Annotated in this window: 11 protein-coding genes and 2 pseudogenes; 5 read left to right on the top strand and 8 right to left on the bottom strand. The window is 36.2% G+C overall.

All coding sequences use genetic code 11. The features are described from left to right. Window positions 1–20: 20 nt before the first annotated feature. Complete coding sequence (gene htpG, locus CVS93_RS07865) at window positions 21–1877, bottom strand: molecular chaperone HtpG (RefSeq protein ID WP_107687216.1); 1857 nt, start codon at window positions 1875–1877, stop codon at window positions 21–23. Between the two features lie 247 nt (window positions 1878–2124). Between htpG and CVS93_RS10140 the strand changes: the two are divergent. Next, window positions 2125–3021: pseudogene (locus CVS93_RS10140) on the top strand (Cache 3/Cache 2 fusion domain-containing protein); the annotation flags it as partial. Between the two features lie 27 nt (window positions 3022–3048). After that, window positions 3049–4101 (top strand): annotated as a pseudogene (locus CVS93_RS10135) (methyl-accepting chemotaxis protein); the annotation flags it as partial. 145 nt (window positions 4102–4246) lie between these two features. Here the strand turns inward: CVS93_RS10135 and CVS93_RS07855 are convergent. From CVS93_RS07855 to CVS93_RS07830, 6 genes are read right to left on the bottom strand one after another with little or no spacing between them, the layout of a single operon-like run. Then, the gene (locus tag CVS93_RS07855; protein WP_234400121.1) at window positions 4247–4921 is read right to left on the bottom strand and encodes a lysophospholipid acyltransferase family protein; all 675 of its coding nucleotides are present in this window, start codon (window positions 4919–4921) and stop codon (window positions 4247–4249) included. Beyond that, a complete protein-coding gene (locus tag CVS93_RS07850) occupies window positions 4902–6197 on the bottom strand; it encodes an SH3 domain-containing protein (RefSeq protein ID WP_107687213.1) in 1296 nt (431 codons plus the stop codon). The genes CVS93_RS07855 and CVS93_RS07850 overlap by 20 nt, the downstream gene beginning before the upstream one ends. After that, window positions 6191–6856 (bottom strand): phosphoribosylformylglycinamidine synthase I, encoded by a 666-nt coding sequence (purQ, locus tag CVS93_RS07845; protein ID WP_107687212.1) that lies wholly within the window; start codon window positions 6854–6856, stop codon window positions 6191–6193. Before purQ ends, CVS93_RS07850 begins: the two co-directional genes overlap by 7 nt. Further along, window positions 6853–7089, bottom strand: a complete 237-nt coding sequence (gene purS, locus CVS93_RS07840) for a phosphoribosylformylglycinamidine synthase subunit PurS (protein ID WP_009293857.1) — start codon at window positions 7087–7089, stop codon at window positions 6853–6855. Before purS ends, purQ begins: the two co-directional genes overlap by 4 nt. A gap of 8 nt (window positions 7090–7097) precedes the next feature. Further along, window positions 7098–7808, bottom strand: a complete 711-nt coding sequence (gene purC / locus CVS93_RS07835; protein ID WP_021091373.1) for a phosphoribosylaminoimidazolesuccinocarboxamide synthase — start codon at window positions 7806–7808, stop codon at window positions 7098–7100. A 17-nt stretch (window positions 7809–7825) separates the two neighbouring features. After that, the gene (locus tag CVS93_RS07830; RefSeq protein WP_413784290.1) at window positions 7826–9142 is read right to left on the bottom strand and encodes a S41 family peptidase; all 1317 of its coding nucleotides are present in this window, start codon (window positions 9140–9142) and stop codon (window positions 7826–7828) included. A gap of 207 nt (window positions 9143–9349) precedes the next feature. Between CVS93_RS07830 and CVS93_RS07825 the strand changes: the two genes are divergently transcribed. Then, window positions 9350–11923, top strand: coding sequence for an ATP-dependent Clp protease ATP-binding subunit (locus CVS93_RS07825; RefSeq protein ID WP_107687211.1), 2574 nt, complete (start codon window positions 9350–9352; stop codon window positions 11921–11923). A gap of 104 nt (window positions 11924–12027) precedes the next feature. Here the strand turns inward: CVS93_RS07825 and CVS93_RS07820 are convergent, their stop codons facing one another. Further along, window positions 12028–13566 carry an inorganic phosphate transporter gene (locus CVS93_RS07820; RefSeq protein WP_107687210.1) on the bottom strand — a complete coding sequence of 513 codons (1539 nt, stop codon included), beginning with the start codon at window positions 13564–13566 and terminating at the stop codon, window positions 12028–12030. Window positions 13567–13696: 130 nt separating this feature from the next. Between CVS93_RS07820 and CVS93_RS07815 the strand changes: the two genes are divergently transcribed. Together CVS93_RS07815 and CVS93_RS07810 are read left to right on the top strand one after the other, a co-directional pair. Further along, window positions 13697–14599 (top strand): disulfide bond formation protein DsbA, encoded by a 903-nt coding sequence (locus CVS93_RS07815; RefSeq protein WP_107687209.1) that lies wholly within the window; start codon window positions 13697–13699, stop codon window positions 14597–14599. A gap of 30 nt (window positions 14600–14629) precedes the next feature. Continuing rightward, window positions 14630–15061 (top strand): GatB/YqeY domain-containing protein, encoded by a 432-nt coding sequence (locus CVS93_RS07810; protein WP_021091309.1) that lies wholly within the window; start codon window positions 14630–14632, stop codon window positions 15059–15061. Window positions 15062–15337 lie beyond the last annotated feature (276 nt).

The following is a 15337-nucleotide window of genomic DNA, read 5'->3' as shown; positions in this document are numbered from 1 at the left end:
TTCTCTTGGGCTTTATAAAATTAGATAGCTTTTATCATCACTTTTGTTAGTAGCTCTGAAAATTTAGCTGGATTTTCTAGACTCATGCCTTCATTTAGCCTTGCCATATCAAGAAGCAAAGGTGCGATGTCATATATCATCGCCTCATTTTTCTCAAGTTTTGCAAAAATTTCATGATCAGCATTGATCTCCAAGATCGGTTTAACTTTTGGAGCATTTGCGCCTTGTCCCATTTGTTTTAACATCTCTTGCATAGCGTAATCAGGATCGTTTTTATCATAAATTAACACCGCAGCGGAGCTTGAGAGTCTTGAGCTCAGTCTTACATCTTTTACCTCGTCTTTTAAAATTTCTTTCATTTTAACAAGCGTGTTTGCAACCTTGTTCTCATCAACCTTCTCATCGCTTTTGATCTCGTCATTTATATCAGCATGTGAGACTGATTTTAGAGGCGTTTTGTCAAATTCATTAACCATTGGCATTACGATCGTGTCGATCTCTTCGTCCATAATGAGCACCTCAATATCATTTTTCTTAAAGCTCTCGAGGAGTGGAGAATTTCTTAGCATACTTTCGTTATTGCCGCTGATGTAGTAGATCGATTTTTGATCCTCTTTCATTGCCTCTTTGTACTCTTTTAAACTGATAAGCCCATCTCTTTTTGAGCTTTTAAATAGACAAAGATCTAAAATTTGCTCTTTTTCAGCGTTAAATCCATAAAGCCCCTCTTTTAAAACCTTGCCAAATAGTTTGTAAAATTTTATGTATTTTTCGCGGTCGTTATCTTTTAACTTTGCAAGCTCGCTTAAAATTTTCTTCACGCTTTGCTCTTTGACGCTTCGCATGATCGCATTTTCTTGTAAAATTTCACGGCTTACATTTAATGGTAGATCCTCAACATCAATGATACCCTTGATAAATCTTAAATATGGCGGCAAGAGTTCTTTTGCATCATCTGTGATGAAAACTCTTTTCACATAGAGCTTCACGCCACTTTGGTAATCAACTCTAAATAGGTCAAACGGCTCGGTGCTTGGTACATAAAATAGAGTTGAGTACTCGATCTTACCCTCAGCTTTTGTGTGGATGTAAAGGAGCGGATCGCTGCTATCGTGAGAAATTTGCTTATAAAAGTCGTTATAGTCTTGCTCTTTTAGGCTGGCTTTATTCAGCCTCCAAAGCGCATTTGCCTTGTTTATCTGCTCGTTCTTAGTCTCATACGTGCCCTCTTTTTCGCCTTCTTTTGGAGCGACATAGCTTTGTTTATCCATAAATATAGGATAAGGAATGTGATTTGAATACTTCTTGACTATCTCTTCTATACGCCAAGAATTTGCAAACTCATCATCGTTTAAGTGCAAGATGATGTCCGTTCCAAAGCTATCTTTTTTAGCATCTTCTATCTCGTAGCTTTTTGCATCAGATGTCCATTTATAGGCTTTGTCGCTAAGTGCTCGTTTGCTTATGACCTCGATCTTGTTTGCCACCATAAATGCTGAGTAAAAGCCAACACCAAACTGACCGATCAGCGAGCTATCTTTTTTTGCATCGCCGCTTAAATTTTTCATAAAGCCTTTTGTGCCGCTTCTTGCTATCGTGCCTAAATTTGCGATAAGCTCGTCTTTATCCATGCCGATACCATTGTCGCTGATGGTTAAAGTCTTAGCCTTATCATCTACTTTGATGTCGATCCTTGGAGTGTAGCTTAGACTTTTATACTTTTCATCAGTTAAGCAAAGGTAGTTTAGCTTGTCAAGAGCGTCATTTGAGTTTGAGATGAGCTCTCTTAAAAATATCTCTTTGTTTGAGTAAAGAGAGTGAATCATTAAATTTAGAAGGTCATTAACCTCGGTTTGAAATTCAAATTTATCTGCCATTTTGATTTCCTTTTTTAAAATTTTTGGCAGATTATAACACAAAGTGATAAAAATATACTTAACATTGATAGTAATACTATCAAGGTTTTTAAATTAATTTTTTAAAATAATTTCAAAAAAGTTATAATTTATAAATAAAATAATAATGATAATTTATTAATTGTTATTAATTATGTATTCTTGTATAAAGTTTATTTAAAATAGTGCTATAATCAAGGCGAAAAATTTTTGGAAAAAAGGAAACAAAATGAATTTACGAAGCATTTTGGTAAAAGTTTCAGCAACGATTGCTACGGTTTTGGCAGTATCTATGACATGTTTTGTCGTATATACATCAAATATTTTAGAGCGCGAGATAAAAGATGGTGTGCTTACAACAGTAGAACAAAACGTCCAGCTTGCTATGAATACGGTTAAATTATTTGAGAAAGATAATGTAAGTAGTGCAGAGCTAATAATGAGTGTTTTTAAAGAGATGATCGGAAAAATTTCAACCAATCACCAGATGAGTAAGACTGACAAATACGAGGCGATAGATCTAATATCTCAAAATGGTATTTTAAACAACAACTACGATATTCTGGATAAATTTAATAAAGCTACAAAAGGTGGAATTTCAACCATTTTTGCAAAATCGGGTGATAATTTTTTAAGAGTTAGTACATCGGTGACGAAGGCTGATGGTAGTAGAGCTGTTGGTACTATGATTGACAAAAACGGTCAAGCCTATAAAAATATCATGAATAAAGAGAGGTATATAGGCGTTGTAAATTTATTTGGACGCAACTATATGAGCATTTACGATCCTATTATTGAAAATAACGAGGTAATAGGAATTTTATTTGTTGGTTATGATCCTACCGAGGGATTAAACAATATGAAAAAGACTTTTTCTGAGATGAAACTTGGTAAGCATGGATATTTTTCTCTTTACAATACTAAAACTGGCAAATTTGACTTTCATCCAACCAAGGCAAATCAAGAGCTAAGTAGTGAATTAAAAACTACTATGGATAATATTGTTAAAAAAGGAAAGGGTATTGAGCCTATTATAATTGATGGGGTTGACTGTATAGTTGCTTTTGAGTCATTTGATAAACTAGACTGGATGGTTTTAGGTTCAGCTGTTACTGATGATTTTTTAACACCATTAAAAGTAGTTAGTAAAAATTTCATCATAGCAAGCGTCATAGTTACCTTACTTTTGATAGCTGTTTCGATGTTCTTGCTTAAGAAGATGGTTGCAAGTCCTATCGATAGACTAGGAACAAATTTAAACGCGATAACATCTGATTTTACAATTAAAATTCCTATTTATGGTAAAGACGAGATAGCTAAGATAAGTAAAGATATAAATGATTTTATTGAAAGAATAAGGGTATTAATAAGTGATACAAAGCACCTTTCAAGTGAAAATAGCTCTGTTGCAAATGAGCTTAGCTCTACATCTCTTCAAACAGGCAAACGTGTAGAAAAATCAACTGAAATAGTGGAAGAGACAAATCAAAGATGTAAAGTAATGCAAGAAAATATGAAAGAATCTTTAGCAGTAGCTCAGGCCGGCAAAGACGATCTTCAAAAAGCAAGCACACATATAAAAACGGCAACTGAAGCTATAAGATCGCTATCGGCGCAGATTATTGATTCAGCTAATGTAGAAAATCAAATGGCTGATAAGATTGATCAGCTTAGCCGTGATGCCGAGCAGGTAAAATCAGTCCTTGTTGTTATCAATGATATAGCTGATCAAACAAATTTACTTGCTCTTAACGCAGCTATCGAGGCTGCAAGAGCAGGTGAGCATGGACGAGGCTTTGCCGTCGTTGCTGATGAAGTTAGACAGTTGGCTGAGAGGACTCAAAAGAGTTTAACTGAGATAAATGCAACTATCAATGTCATCGTTCAAGCGATCAATGATAGCAGTGAGCAAATGGGCATCAACTCTAAACAGATCCAAGAGCTAACTCACGTGGCAAGCGACGTTGAAAAAACTATAAATGTTATGAGTGAGACGATGAATAACGCTATAGCAATGTCTGATAAGACTATGCAAGACTACATCGCAACTGGTAAAAATGTAAATGAAATCATGGAAGGCATCTCAAATATCAACCAAATTTCATCTGAAAATGCTAGAAGTGTCGAAGAGATAGCTTCAGCGGCAGAACATCTAAACAAGATGACAGATGCATTAAATTCAAAACTTAGTGTCTTTAGGACTTGAGAGCTTACCCCTTAAGCTCATATTTTTAGGTCTAGCTTTCGCTGGACCTTTTTAAATTTATTGATAAAAATTTCTAGTATAAAGTCAAATTTTTATAGATAATGATATAGAGCAGGAGGGGCTTTGTAAATTTGCAAAGCCAAATTTATTTTCTATTTTCGTCTAGGACTTTTTGCATACTCTCTCTAGTCGCCTCTAGCCAGTTGTCTTTTGAAGTATCGACTATATCAAGACAAAAGAGCTTGATGTCTGCTTTTTTAAAGCTAAATTCTTTTACTTTCATAGCATCGCTTCCTACTATAACGATAGGTTGAACTTTTAAATTTAGCTTTTCAACTAATAGTTTTGCACCACCCTTAAAAGGCAAAAGTTTATTGGTTTGAGATCTAGTTCCTTCGGGAAATATCGCTAAAACACGACCATTTTCAACCCTGTCTTTTGCTTCGCTTAAAAGCTTTATTAGTGAATGTTTATTTTCACGTTCAACCGCTATCATTTTTGGCAGGCTCAAAATTTTACCAATTATAGGAATTTTGCCGATTTGTGCCTTTGCTATCCAGCAAAGATTTTTTGGATGAACCTCTTCAAGCACAATAATGTCAAGCATACTTTGATGGTTTATGAGTAAGATATTTGCCTCATCACTAAAATTACCTATCACTTCAAGTTTATATCCACCAAAAAACCTTTGCGATCTTCCCCAAAATTTTCTTATGGCTCTATTTTTATCATTAAATAGCCACATAAAAAAGACGACAAGAATAACGCTAATAACAAACTCAATAGCAAAAAATAAAGCTCTAATTTTTGACAAGATTATCCTTTTTTACCCAGCCAATCTTACCATCAGCAAATAAAATTTTTGAGTAGTCGCCTTTTGTGTCTAAAATTTCTACATTTTCATTTTTGCGAGATGTGTAAAAAATGGTTGAGTTTTTTGTAGGCAAGATCGAAACGCTAATATCTGGTTTTAGAACAGCCTTGCCAAAAGGGTTGTAGGTGTAAATTCCAAGTGCGATAAAAACAGCCGCCACAAAAAAGTAGCTAAGCCTTCTGCGCCAAATAGCTAATAATATAAAAATTACCGCACAAGAGTATATCGTGATATCTTTATAGGTGCTAAACTCGCTTTGTTTTGGGTTTAGTCCGATCTGTGTGCTAACATCGTCATCTTCGACACTCACCGGCAAAGAAAAACTTTCAAATTTGGCCTTTTTTAGGTTGTAATAGTTAAAGTCAAGCGATTTTTTATTTGGCTTAAATACTGCAAAATAATATGCGCTTTGTGAGTTAAAGTCGCCATTTATCGTATCTACACCTTGCTTTAAGATTGTCTTATTTTCAATATTAAAAGCACTTAGATCTACGTTGTTGCCATAAATTTCTACAACCATGATATTGTTTATATCATCAAATTTAGTCGTTTTAAATTTCTTTACCTCAAGGTTGTCAGCGACGATGTGGTTGTAGTTCTCATCACTTCTAAGCTCTTTTAGCTTTGGTAAAAAGATATTTATGCTAGAGTTTTGATAGTTCTCGCCATTTCTTTTTAGGGTTAAACTAACTTTTAAAGTCTTTGCGTCAATGCTTGTTGCCTCAAGATAAAAAGTACCTACATATTTGTTGTCTTCGCTTTTTACCCATTGAAAATTTTTCTTATTTAGCCATTTGATATTTGTTTCATCAAGCTGTGTCTCAAACTCAAACTCAAAGTCATTTTGTGTATCAGCCACTATCTCAACACTAAAAATTTCTCCTATAACAACATTTTTTGGCACATTTGTGGCTTTTAAAAGAAGCTCTTTTACTTTGATCTTATCATATACTTGATTGTCTGGAACACTAATATCTGGCTCGTTTGTTGGCACGATGTTTCGCATCTGCTCTGGAGTGATACGTTCTGGCTGTGGTGACACAAATTTTCTTGAAAAATCTTGTTCTTTTGGCGGTTTTTGAGTTTTTGGATTTGAAGTAGGGCTATTTACAAATTTATCCTCCCTAGCTTCGTCCATCATGTCAAAAACGCTTACTTCATCGGTATTTACAGCAAATAAATTTAGTACGAGTAGGGAGATAAAAAGAAAATGTTTTACCAAACTAGACCTTTTAGCATCTTCATACCATCATCTGTACCTAAAATTTTCTCACAAGCACGCTCAGGATGAGGCATGAGACCAAAAATCTTTTTGCTCTCATCACAAATTCCAGCTATATTGTCGACTGAGCCGTTTGGATTTATTTCGTTGCCTTTAGCATCACAGTATTTTAGTAGCACTTGATCGTTGTCGTAAAGGCCTTTTAGAGTGTTTTCATCAGTGTAATAGTTACCCTCGCCATGAGCAATAGGGATATTTACTACTTCATTTTTGGCTAAATTTGCTAAGAATTTATTGTCATTTGAGATTACTTTTAGGTGGTGATATTTTGAGACGAAATTTAAATTTTCATTTCTTCTCATCGCACCCTTTAAGAGTCCAAGCTCAAGTAGCATCTGAAAACCATTGCAAATTCCTAAGATATAGCCGCCTTTTTTTGCATGCTCTTTTACAGCTTGCATAGCTGGGCTAAATTTAGCTATTGCAGCTGTTCTTAGATAATCTCCATAGCTAAAACCGCCTGGAAGTACGACCAGGTCAGCATCTATTTTATCTTCTTTGTGCCAGATTATTTGTGTTTGGCATCCAAGTAATTTAAATGCGTGAGCTGTATCTTCTTCGCAGTTTGTGCCAGGAAAAAGTATAATCGCTACTTTCATAGCACGATCTCGTAGTCTTCGATAACAGTGTTAGCCAGAAGCTCTTCGCACATCACTTTTAGCTGCTCTTTTGCTTTGTTTTTATCGCTCTCATCAATATCTAAAACGATTTGCTTGCCTATCCTGACATTTGACACACCGCTAAATCCAAGAGAATTTAAAGCATGCTCCACTGCTTTGCCAGCAGGGTCAAGGACCCCACTTCTTAATGCTATATTTACAACAGCTTTCATTTTTGTCCTTACGATAAAATTCTTCTTAAAACTTCTTCGTAAGCGACTTTTACGCTACCAAGATCTTGTCTAAATCTATCTTTGTCAAGTTTTTCATTAGTTTTAGCATCCCAGAATCTACAACTATCGGGGCTTATTTCATCGGCTAGAATGATATTGCCGTCTTTGTCGATACCAAATTCTATTTTAAAATCAACTAGTTTTAGGTCTCTTTCGGCAAAAAATTTAAATAATATAGAGTTGATCTCTCTTGCTGTGTGTCTTAGAGTTTGAAGATCTTTTTCACTCTTTACTAATCCCATAATGATACAGTGCTCATCGGTTACTAATGGATCGTGCAAATCATCGTTTTTGTAGTAAAACTCAACAAGCGTAAAAGGTAAAACTGTGCCTTCTTTTATGCCAAGTCTTTTGCTTAGTGAACCAGTTGCGATATTTCTAACAACAACTTCAAGAGGTATGATCTCACATTTTTTGACTACTTGTTCAGTGTCGCTAATAGTCTCAACTAGGTCAGTCACGATGCCTTTACTCTCCAAAAGCTTAAAAAGCTGTGTTGAAATTTTATTATTTAATGCGCCTTTACCAGCTTCGTTGCCTCTTTTTTGAGCATCAAATGCTGTTAGATCGTCTTTAAATTCAGCCACAAGTAAATTTGCATCGTCTGTGGCATACATTTTTTTACCTTTTCCCTCGTAAATAAGCTCTCTTTTTTGCATGGAGATCTCCTTCTAATTTATTGTTTTATTTTTAAAATTTTGATCGTATCAATTGCTGTTTTTAATTGAATATCTTCATCAACTTTTTTTTGCGTGATTATCTTTTTATCATCTTTTGCTTCAGTTTTATTGCCCTCACTTGTAGGATTTATCTTGTTTAGCTCGCTTTTTAGGTGTGCTTTTAGCTCACTTTCTTTGATACTAAATGCACTATCGTCGCTTTGCGGCACTTTGCCAGGATGCACGACTACATCAGGTGTTACGCCAACTGCTTGGATAGTTCTGCCACTTGGCAAGTAGTATCTTGCGATGGTTAGCCTTAATGCTTCGGTGTCATCTATCGGAAGGATTACTTGAACACTTCCTTTGCCAAAGGTGTTTTCGCCGATTATTACAGCACGTTTATGATCTTGAAGTGAGCCACTTACGATCTCGCTAGCACTAGCACTTCCGCCATTTACTAGTGCAACAAGCGGTAGTTTTGAAAGAGTTTTACTAGCACTTGCTTTATACTCTATATTTTCAGATGCGTCGCGACCTTTTTGAGAGACGATGACGCCGTTATCTACAAAAAGATCAACTAGATCAACAGCTTGATTTAAAAGTCCGCCAGGATTGTTTCTAAGATCAAGTATGATGCCACTTGCTTTTGGATACTCTTTGATCGCTTCTTTTACCTTTGTAACAACATTTTTGTCAAAATTTGTAACACGCACGTAAAGAATGTTGTCATTTTCTATCATTTTTGCATAGACAGACTCAACTTTTATAAGATCTCTTATGATCTTTACGTCAAATGGTTTTTGCTCACCTTTTCGCAAAATTGTGATAGTTATTGGAGTTTTTGGCTTGCCACGCATTTTATTTACAGCTTCATCTATCGTTGTGCCGATAGTTGAGTTGCCGTCTATTCTTAAGATAATGTCGCCTGATTTTATACCCGCTTTATCAGCTGGGGTATCTTCTATCGGTGAGATAACGGTTAGTGCGCTATCTTTCATACCAACTGTTATGCCAAGGCCACCAAATTCTCCACTTGTTTGCACCTGCATATCTTTGTAAGCTTTTTCATTTAAAAAGCTTGAGTGGGCATCTAAATTTTGCATTAAACCAGCAATGGCTTTATCGATGATCTCTTTAAATTTAATGTCATCAACATAGTATTTTTCAACGGTTGAAATTGTTTTTGTAAGCTTTGAAAGTGCTTCAAGCTTCGCACTTGCTTCGTCTTCACTCTTTGCAAAAAGTGCATTCACTGCTACGCTTGAGATAAGCAAAGCACCTGTAATTTTTAGTGCAAAAAATCTACTAAATTTATTCAAAATTTCTCCTATAATTTTTGACTCAATTCTATTAGCTTTTGGCTAAAAAAAGTATAAATTTAAGCTTATATTTTTGCTTTTGGATAGTTTTTGATACAAATTTATAACGGTAAATTTTAGCAATTAAATAAAAAGAGTGATAAGTGTTATAAAAATACTTGACAATATAAGACTAAAGTTATATAATGGCGACCATATAAAATAATCCAAGGAGATTTAATGGCTGATATAACAGAAAATTTAACAGCTCAGATGCAAGAAACTCTTGAAAAAGGTATTAGTTTAGCGATATTCTCTAAAAACCCACAAGTTGTTCCGCTTCATATTTTTTGGGCTTTACTTGCAGATAGTAATTCCATTTTAAACCAAGTGTTTAATAAAATGAATGTAAGCAAAGACGCCGTCGAGCTTGAAGTAAAAAGTAAAATTTCTTCACTTCCAAGCAGCTCAAATGTCACAAAAGATAACGTTTCGGTTTCAAGAGAGCTTATAAATTCGCTTGAAAACGCAAAAGCTTTGATGGTAAGCATGGGCGATAGCTACATAGCTGTTGATACATGGATCATCTCATCTCTTGAACTTAGTGAGATCAAACAAATTTTAAGCAAATTTTGCGATATCTTGGAGATCAAAAAGAACCTTGAAAGCATAAGAGGTGGCAAAAAGATAGATAGCCAAACTAGCGATGATACTCTTGATAGCTTAGAGAAATTTGGTATCGATCTAACGCAAAAAGCGCTAAATAAAGAGCTTGATCCAGTCATCGGCCGTGATGAAGAGATCACAAGGATGATGCAAATTTTAATAAGAAAGAGTAAAAACAATCCTATCTTGCTTGGTGAGCCAGGCGTTGGTAAAACAGCTATTGTTGAGGGCTTAGCTCAAAAGATAGTTGCTCGCGATGTGCCAACAAGCCTTGCAAACAAGCGTGTCATCGCACTTGATATGAGCGCAGTTGTAGCTGGTGCAAAGTATAGAGGCGAGTTTGAAGATAGGCTAAAAGCTGTCATTGACGAGGTTAAAAAAGCTGGAAATATAATACTTTTTATAGATGAGATTCACACCATAGTTGGAGCTGGTGCGAGCGAGGGTGGAATGGACGCAGCAAATATCCTAAAACCAGCTCTTGCACGTGGCGAGCTTCACGCTGTTGGTGCGACGACATTAAAAGAGTATAGAAAATACTTTGAAAAAGATGCGGCGCTTCAAAGACGTTTTCAGCCGATAGATGTTAAAGAGCCAAGCGTAAATGAGGCACTTCAAATTTTACGTGGTATAAAAGAGCGTCTTGAAGTTCATCACGGCATCACGATAACAGATAGTGCGCTAGTTGCCGCTGCAAGACTAAGTGACCGCTACATCGCAAACCGCTTCTTGCCAGATAAGGCGATAGACCTTATTGACGAAGCCGCAGCTGAACTTAAGATGCAAATAGAAAGCGAGCCATACGAGCTTTCAAAGATAAAACGCGAGATCGTAACGCTTCAAGTAGAAAAAGAAGCTCTAAAGATGGAGGATGCGGATAAAAATAAAGAAAGACTTGGCGAGATCGAAAAAGAGATAGCTGATCTAAATGAGAAAAAGCTAGCACTTGATACAAAATTTGAAAATGAAAAGGCTGTTTTTGGCGGAATTTCAAAAGCCACAAAAGAGATAGATAGCTTAAAATCACAAGCTGAAATAGCAAAAAGAAATGGCGATCTTCAAAAGGCTGCCGAGATAGAATACGGCAAGATAGCTGACGCTAAAAAGCACAAACACGAGCTTGAAGAAAAATGGGAGAGCATGAAAAAAGAGGGCGTGCTTCTTAAAAATCAAGTCGATGAAGAGCTTGTAGCTGAAATTTTGAGCAAATGGACTGGAATTTCAGTTAAGAAGATGCTAACAAGTGAAAAAGAGAAATATCTCCGCATTGAGGAACACCTAAGAGAGAGCGTTGTCGGTCAAGATGACGCACTACACGCACTCGCACGTGCTGTTAAAAGAAACAAAGCAGGACTAAATGAAGGTCAAAGGCCTATTGGTTCGTTTTTATTTCTTGGACCAACAGGCGTTGGTAAAACCCAGTCTGCTAAAGCTTTGGCTAAATTTTTATTTGATGATGAGAAGGCGCTTATCCGCTTTGATATGAGCGAATATATGGAAAAACATAGCGTGAGCAGGCTTCTTGGTGCGCCTCCAGGATATGTGGGCTACGATGAGGGCGGTCAGCTAACAGAGGCAGTTCGCAGAAGACCTTACTCAGTCATCCTTTTTGACGAGGTTGAAAAGGCCCATAAAGATGTGTTTAACATACTTTTGGGAATTTTAGATGACGGACGTGCGACTGATAATAAAGGTGTAACGGTTGATTTTAAAAACACTATCATCATTTTAACTTCAAACATTGCTTCAAATTTCATCATGGAGCTAAAGGGCGAAGATCGTGACGCTGCTGTTAAAAACGAGCTTAAAAACTACTTTAAACCAGAATTTTTAAACCGTCTTGATGATACTATCATATTTAATCCTCTAAATGAACAAGGACTAATCTCTATCGTTGAGATCATGTTTAAAGAGCTTGAAAAGACTCTTCATAACCGTGGTATCAAGGCAGTTTTAAGCGAAGAGGCTAAGAAATTTATCGCAAAAGCTGGCTTTGACATAGTTTATGGCGCAAGGCCTCTTAGAAGAGCGCTTTATGAGCTAGTTGAAGATAAGATCGCTGATATGATCTTAAAAGATGAGCTTGAAAGTGGCGATGAGATCACCATTGATAGCGATGGTGAGAAGATCATCATTAAGAAAAAATAACTTCAAATTTACTTGGCAGGTTGGATCAACTTGCCAAGCTCTCATATAAAATTTATACAAAAAATATCTAAAAAATAGGGCGGTTTAGCTATTTAAAAATATGACTAAACGCCTAGTAATTTAGCAAGGGCAAAATAAAATATAGCTGATGAGATAGCAGCTGCTGGAAGCGTGATGAGCCAAGCAAGAATGATTGGTCTTACCATTTTCCAGTTTGCATTTTTATTTACGATGCCGATGCCTAAAACTGCGCCTATTAGGATATGAGTCGAGCTAACTGGTATGCCAAGCTTTGTGGCTAGAAGTATGACGATACTTGAGGCAAGCTCAGCGCTAAAGCCGGTCGTAGGTAAAATTTCAGCTAGTTTTGAGCCGATAGTAGTGATCACCTCTTTGCCTAAAAACCAAAGTCCAACGACAAGCGAAATTCCAAAGGTTACCATTGCGATGCTTGGTATGGGTGAGCTTTCATTTATAGAGCCAGTTTTTAGCACGTCAAGTACGGCTGCAAATGGTCCAACTGCGTTTGCGATATCGTTTGCACCATGTGAAAATGCAAAAGATGAAGCGGTAAAAATTTGAAACCATGAGAAAATTCTATTGATACTCTTTTCGCTATCGTTTTTGCTCATGACGTTTATAATAGCAAGGCTTGCAAGATATGCTAGAGCTCCGATGACGAAGATGATCCAGATGGTTTGGATGATACTAAAGGCTAAATTTATATGCTCCAGCCCTTTAAAAAGCATCATCGACGAGATCACCATCGCGGCAAATCCAGCGATGATCGGGATATGCTTTTTCATCGCTTTAAAGGTATCTATCTCTTTTTCACTATCTTTCATAATGCGGATTTTTGAGCGATACTCGCTGTATTCAGTGGTTTCGATCTCGTCCTCATCGATAACTGCGATCTTTGAAAGAGTAGCTATCTGCTCCTCAGCCGGCTTTGTTTTTAGTGCTTTTATGAAGCTTTCTTTATATGCTTTTCTCTCAGCCTTTAGCGCTTTTAGATTCATTTTAAGTTCATGTGTTGGTTCTATAATCTTGCTTTTTACGTAGCCAAATATAACGTAAGACATCACGCCGCCAAGCAGTGGCGAAATGACCCAACTTACGGCAATTCTACCGATCTCACTCCATGAGACCATGCTAAATGGTTCTGGATCTTTTATCATAAAACCCATAGCAAGTCCTGCACCAACGATGCCACCAACGATCGAGTGAGTGGTCGAGACTGGTAGACCTTTTTTAGACGCATAAAAGAGCCAAAGCCCAGAGCTAAGAAGGGCTGAGATCATGATGATGACAAATTTCATCGGGTTTAGATCGCTTGGAAATTTTACGATCTCGTTTCTAATCGTATTTGTAACCTCTGATCCTGCAAATATCGCACCACTAAGCTCAAAAATGGCTGCGATGATGAGAGCTTGCTTAAGCGTAAGAGTCTTAGCGCCAACACTTGTGCCAAAGCTGTTTGCAACGTCATTTCCACCGATATTAAAGGCCATAAAAAGACCAAACATGCCAGCGATTAAAAATAAAAAGTAGTTATTTGTCGGGATGTATTGATAGCCCCAAACGAAAAATCCAACGCTACAAATTGCAAAAATAACAAATGCCAATAAGTTATCTCGAAGCAATCAAGCCCCCTTATAAGGTTTTTGATAGGGATTATATCTTGAAAAATATTAAAGTTTTTAGAATTTTTCAACTTTAAATGATACTAAATTATCATATGTTAGAATCTACAAAAAATTTTAAGGATAAATTTTGGTTATAGCGATAGATCTTGGCTCAAACACATTTCGCGTAGCGCTTGTCAAAAAAGAACAAAATGGCTTTAGTAATGAGCAAAATTATGAAAAGATAGTTGGAGCTGCAAGGGGCTTAAATGAAAGTGGCAAGATAGCAGATGAGTCTAAAAATAGGCTCTTTGAAGCGATATCGGAGGCTAAAAGTAAATTTGACTTTGATAAATTTAAATGCGTAGCAGTCGCAACTGAGGCTTTTAGGGTAGCGTCAAATAGCGAGGAAATTTTTAGTGAGATACGAGAGAAATTTGGTATAAATTTTCACCTAATAAGTGGTAAAGCAGAAGCAAAGCTTACATTTTTGGGTGTTCAAAATGCTTTTAAAAAGCTTGGAATCAGTGAAAATTTTAGTGTTATTGACATCGGTGGAGCAAGCTCAGAGATCGGTGAAGATGAAAATTTTATGAGTTTTAAATTTGGCATTATTACATTTTTTGAAAAATTTAAAACACTTGATTTAATGCAAGAAAATGCAAAATTTTATACAAAAGATGCAAGAGAATTTTTAAATAGCTTAAAAAATAAATTTATCGTGCTGACTTCTGGCGTACCAACTACTATCGCAGCGCTACGACTAGGACTTAACTACGAGAACTATGATCCAAAAAAAGTAAGCGGATTTGAGCTTAGAGATGATGATCTTGCTTGGTTTGTGGATGAGCTTTTAAAGATGGACGATAAGAGCGCTAATGTGGCGGTTGGAAGAAACAGAAAGTATCCGCTCATCGCTGGAACGCTGCTTTTAGAGGAGCTTTTAATCGGGCAAGAAGCAAAATTTTTAGTTATTGACGATGGGCTTAGAGAGGGTGTTGGGGTGGCTTATCTGCAAGGAAAATTTCAAGAAATTATCACAAATTTTTAGTTAATATTTCAAAAATTTAAAGGAGAGAAAATGAGTATAAGAGAGCAAATTTTAGCTGATATAAAAGAGGCTATGAAGGCAAAAGATGAGTTTAAAAGAGATACTTTAAGAACGCTAAATGCAGCACTTAAGCAAGTTGAAGTCGATCAAAGGATCGAAATGACTGATGAAGTGGTACTTCCACTACTTCAAAAGGAGATCAAAAAGAGGGCTGACTCGGTTGAGCTTTATATAAAAGGTGCTAGAGAGGATTTGGCTAAAAAAGAGCAGGGCGAGATTGAGCTTATTAAGGCATATTTGCCAGCGCAACTAAGCGATGAAGAGCTTAAAGAGAAAATAAAAAAGATCATTGAAAGAGTTGGTAAAAATTTAGGCGCTGTAATGAAAATGGCAAAAGATGAGATTGGAGCGAGTGCTGAGGCAAAACGCATAAGCATGATCGCAAAAGAGCTTTTGGCTTAAAATCTACAATCTTATAAAACTTTTAATTTTGAAAACTTACTTGTAAGTTTTCAAAAAACAAATACGACTTTCATTTTAAAAAGATAATTTTAAAAGCATAATACTTATATGAATATGTTAAAAGGTAAAATACAAACTTTTTTATATATTTGTATTGAAAACTAGAATGGTCAAATAGAGAGTGGAAGATACGAAGTGTAGCTGTGATATGAAGTAAAAGAGTGATGAATAGGCGTATTGTGGATGTTAGCTTTGGTAGGAATTGAATTTATAAAT

The organism is Campylobacter concisus (genome assembly GCF_003048535.1).
GTDB lineage: Bacteria > Campylobacterota > Campylobacteria > Campylobacterales > Campylobacteraceae > Campylobacter_A > Campylobacter_A concisus_S.
This window is presented reverse-complemented; position numbering and strand designations above follow the sequence as displayed.

Excerpts from the sequence above, each read along its gene's own strand:
- htpG (WP_107687216.1), bottom strand. The coding sequence starts at position 1,877 with ATGGCAGATAAATTTGAATTTCAAACCGAGGTTAATGACCTTCTAAAT.
- purQ (WP_107687212.1), bottom strand. The coding sequence starts at position 6,856 with ATGAAAGTAGCGATTATACTTTTTCCTGGCACAAACTGCGAAGAAGAT.
- purS (WP_009293857.1), bottom strand. The coding sequence starts at position 7,089 with ATGAAAGCTGTTGTAAATATAGCATTAAGAAGTGGGGTCCTTGACCCT.
- purC (WP_021091373.1), bottom strand. The coding sequence starts at position 7,808 with ATGCAAAAAAGAGAGCTTATTTACGAGGGAAAAGGTAAAAAAATGTAT.
- CVS93_RS07825 (WP_107687211.1), top strand. The coding sequence starts at position 9,350 with ATGGCTGATATAACAGAAAATTTAACAGCTCAGATGCAAGAAACTCTT.
- CVS93_RS07810 (WP_021091309.1), top strand. The coding sequence starts at position 14,630 with ATGAGTATAAGAGAGCAAATTTTAGCTGATATAAAAGAGGCTATGAAG.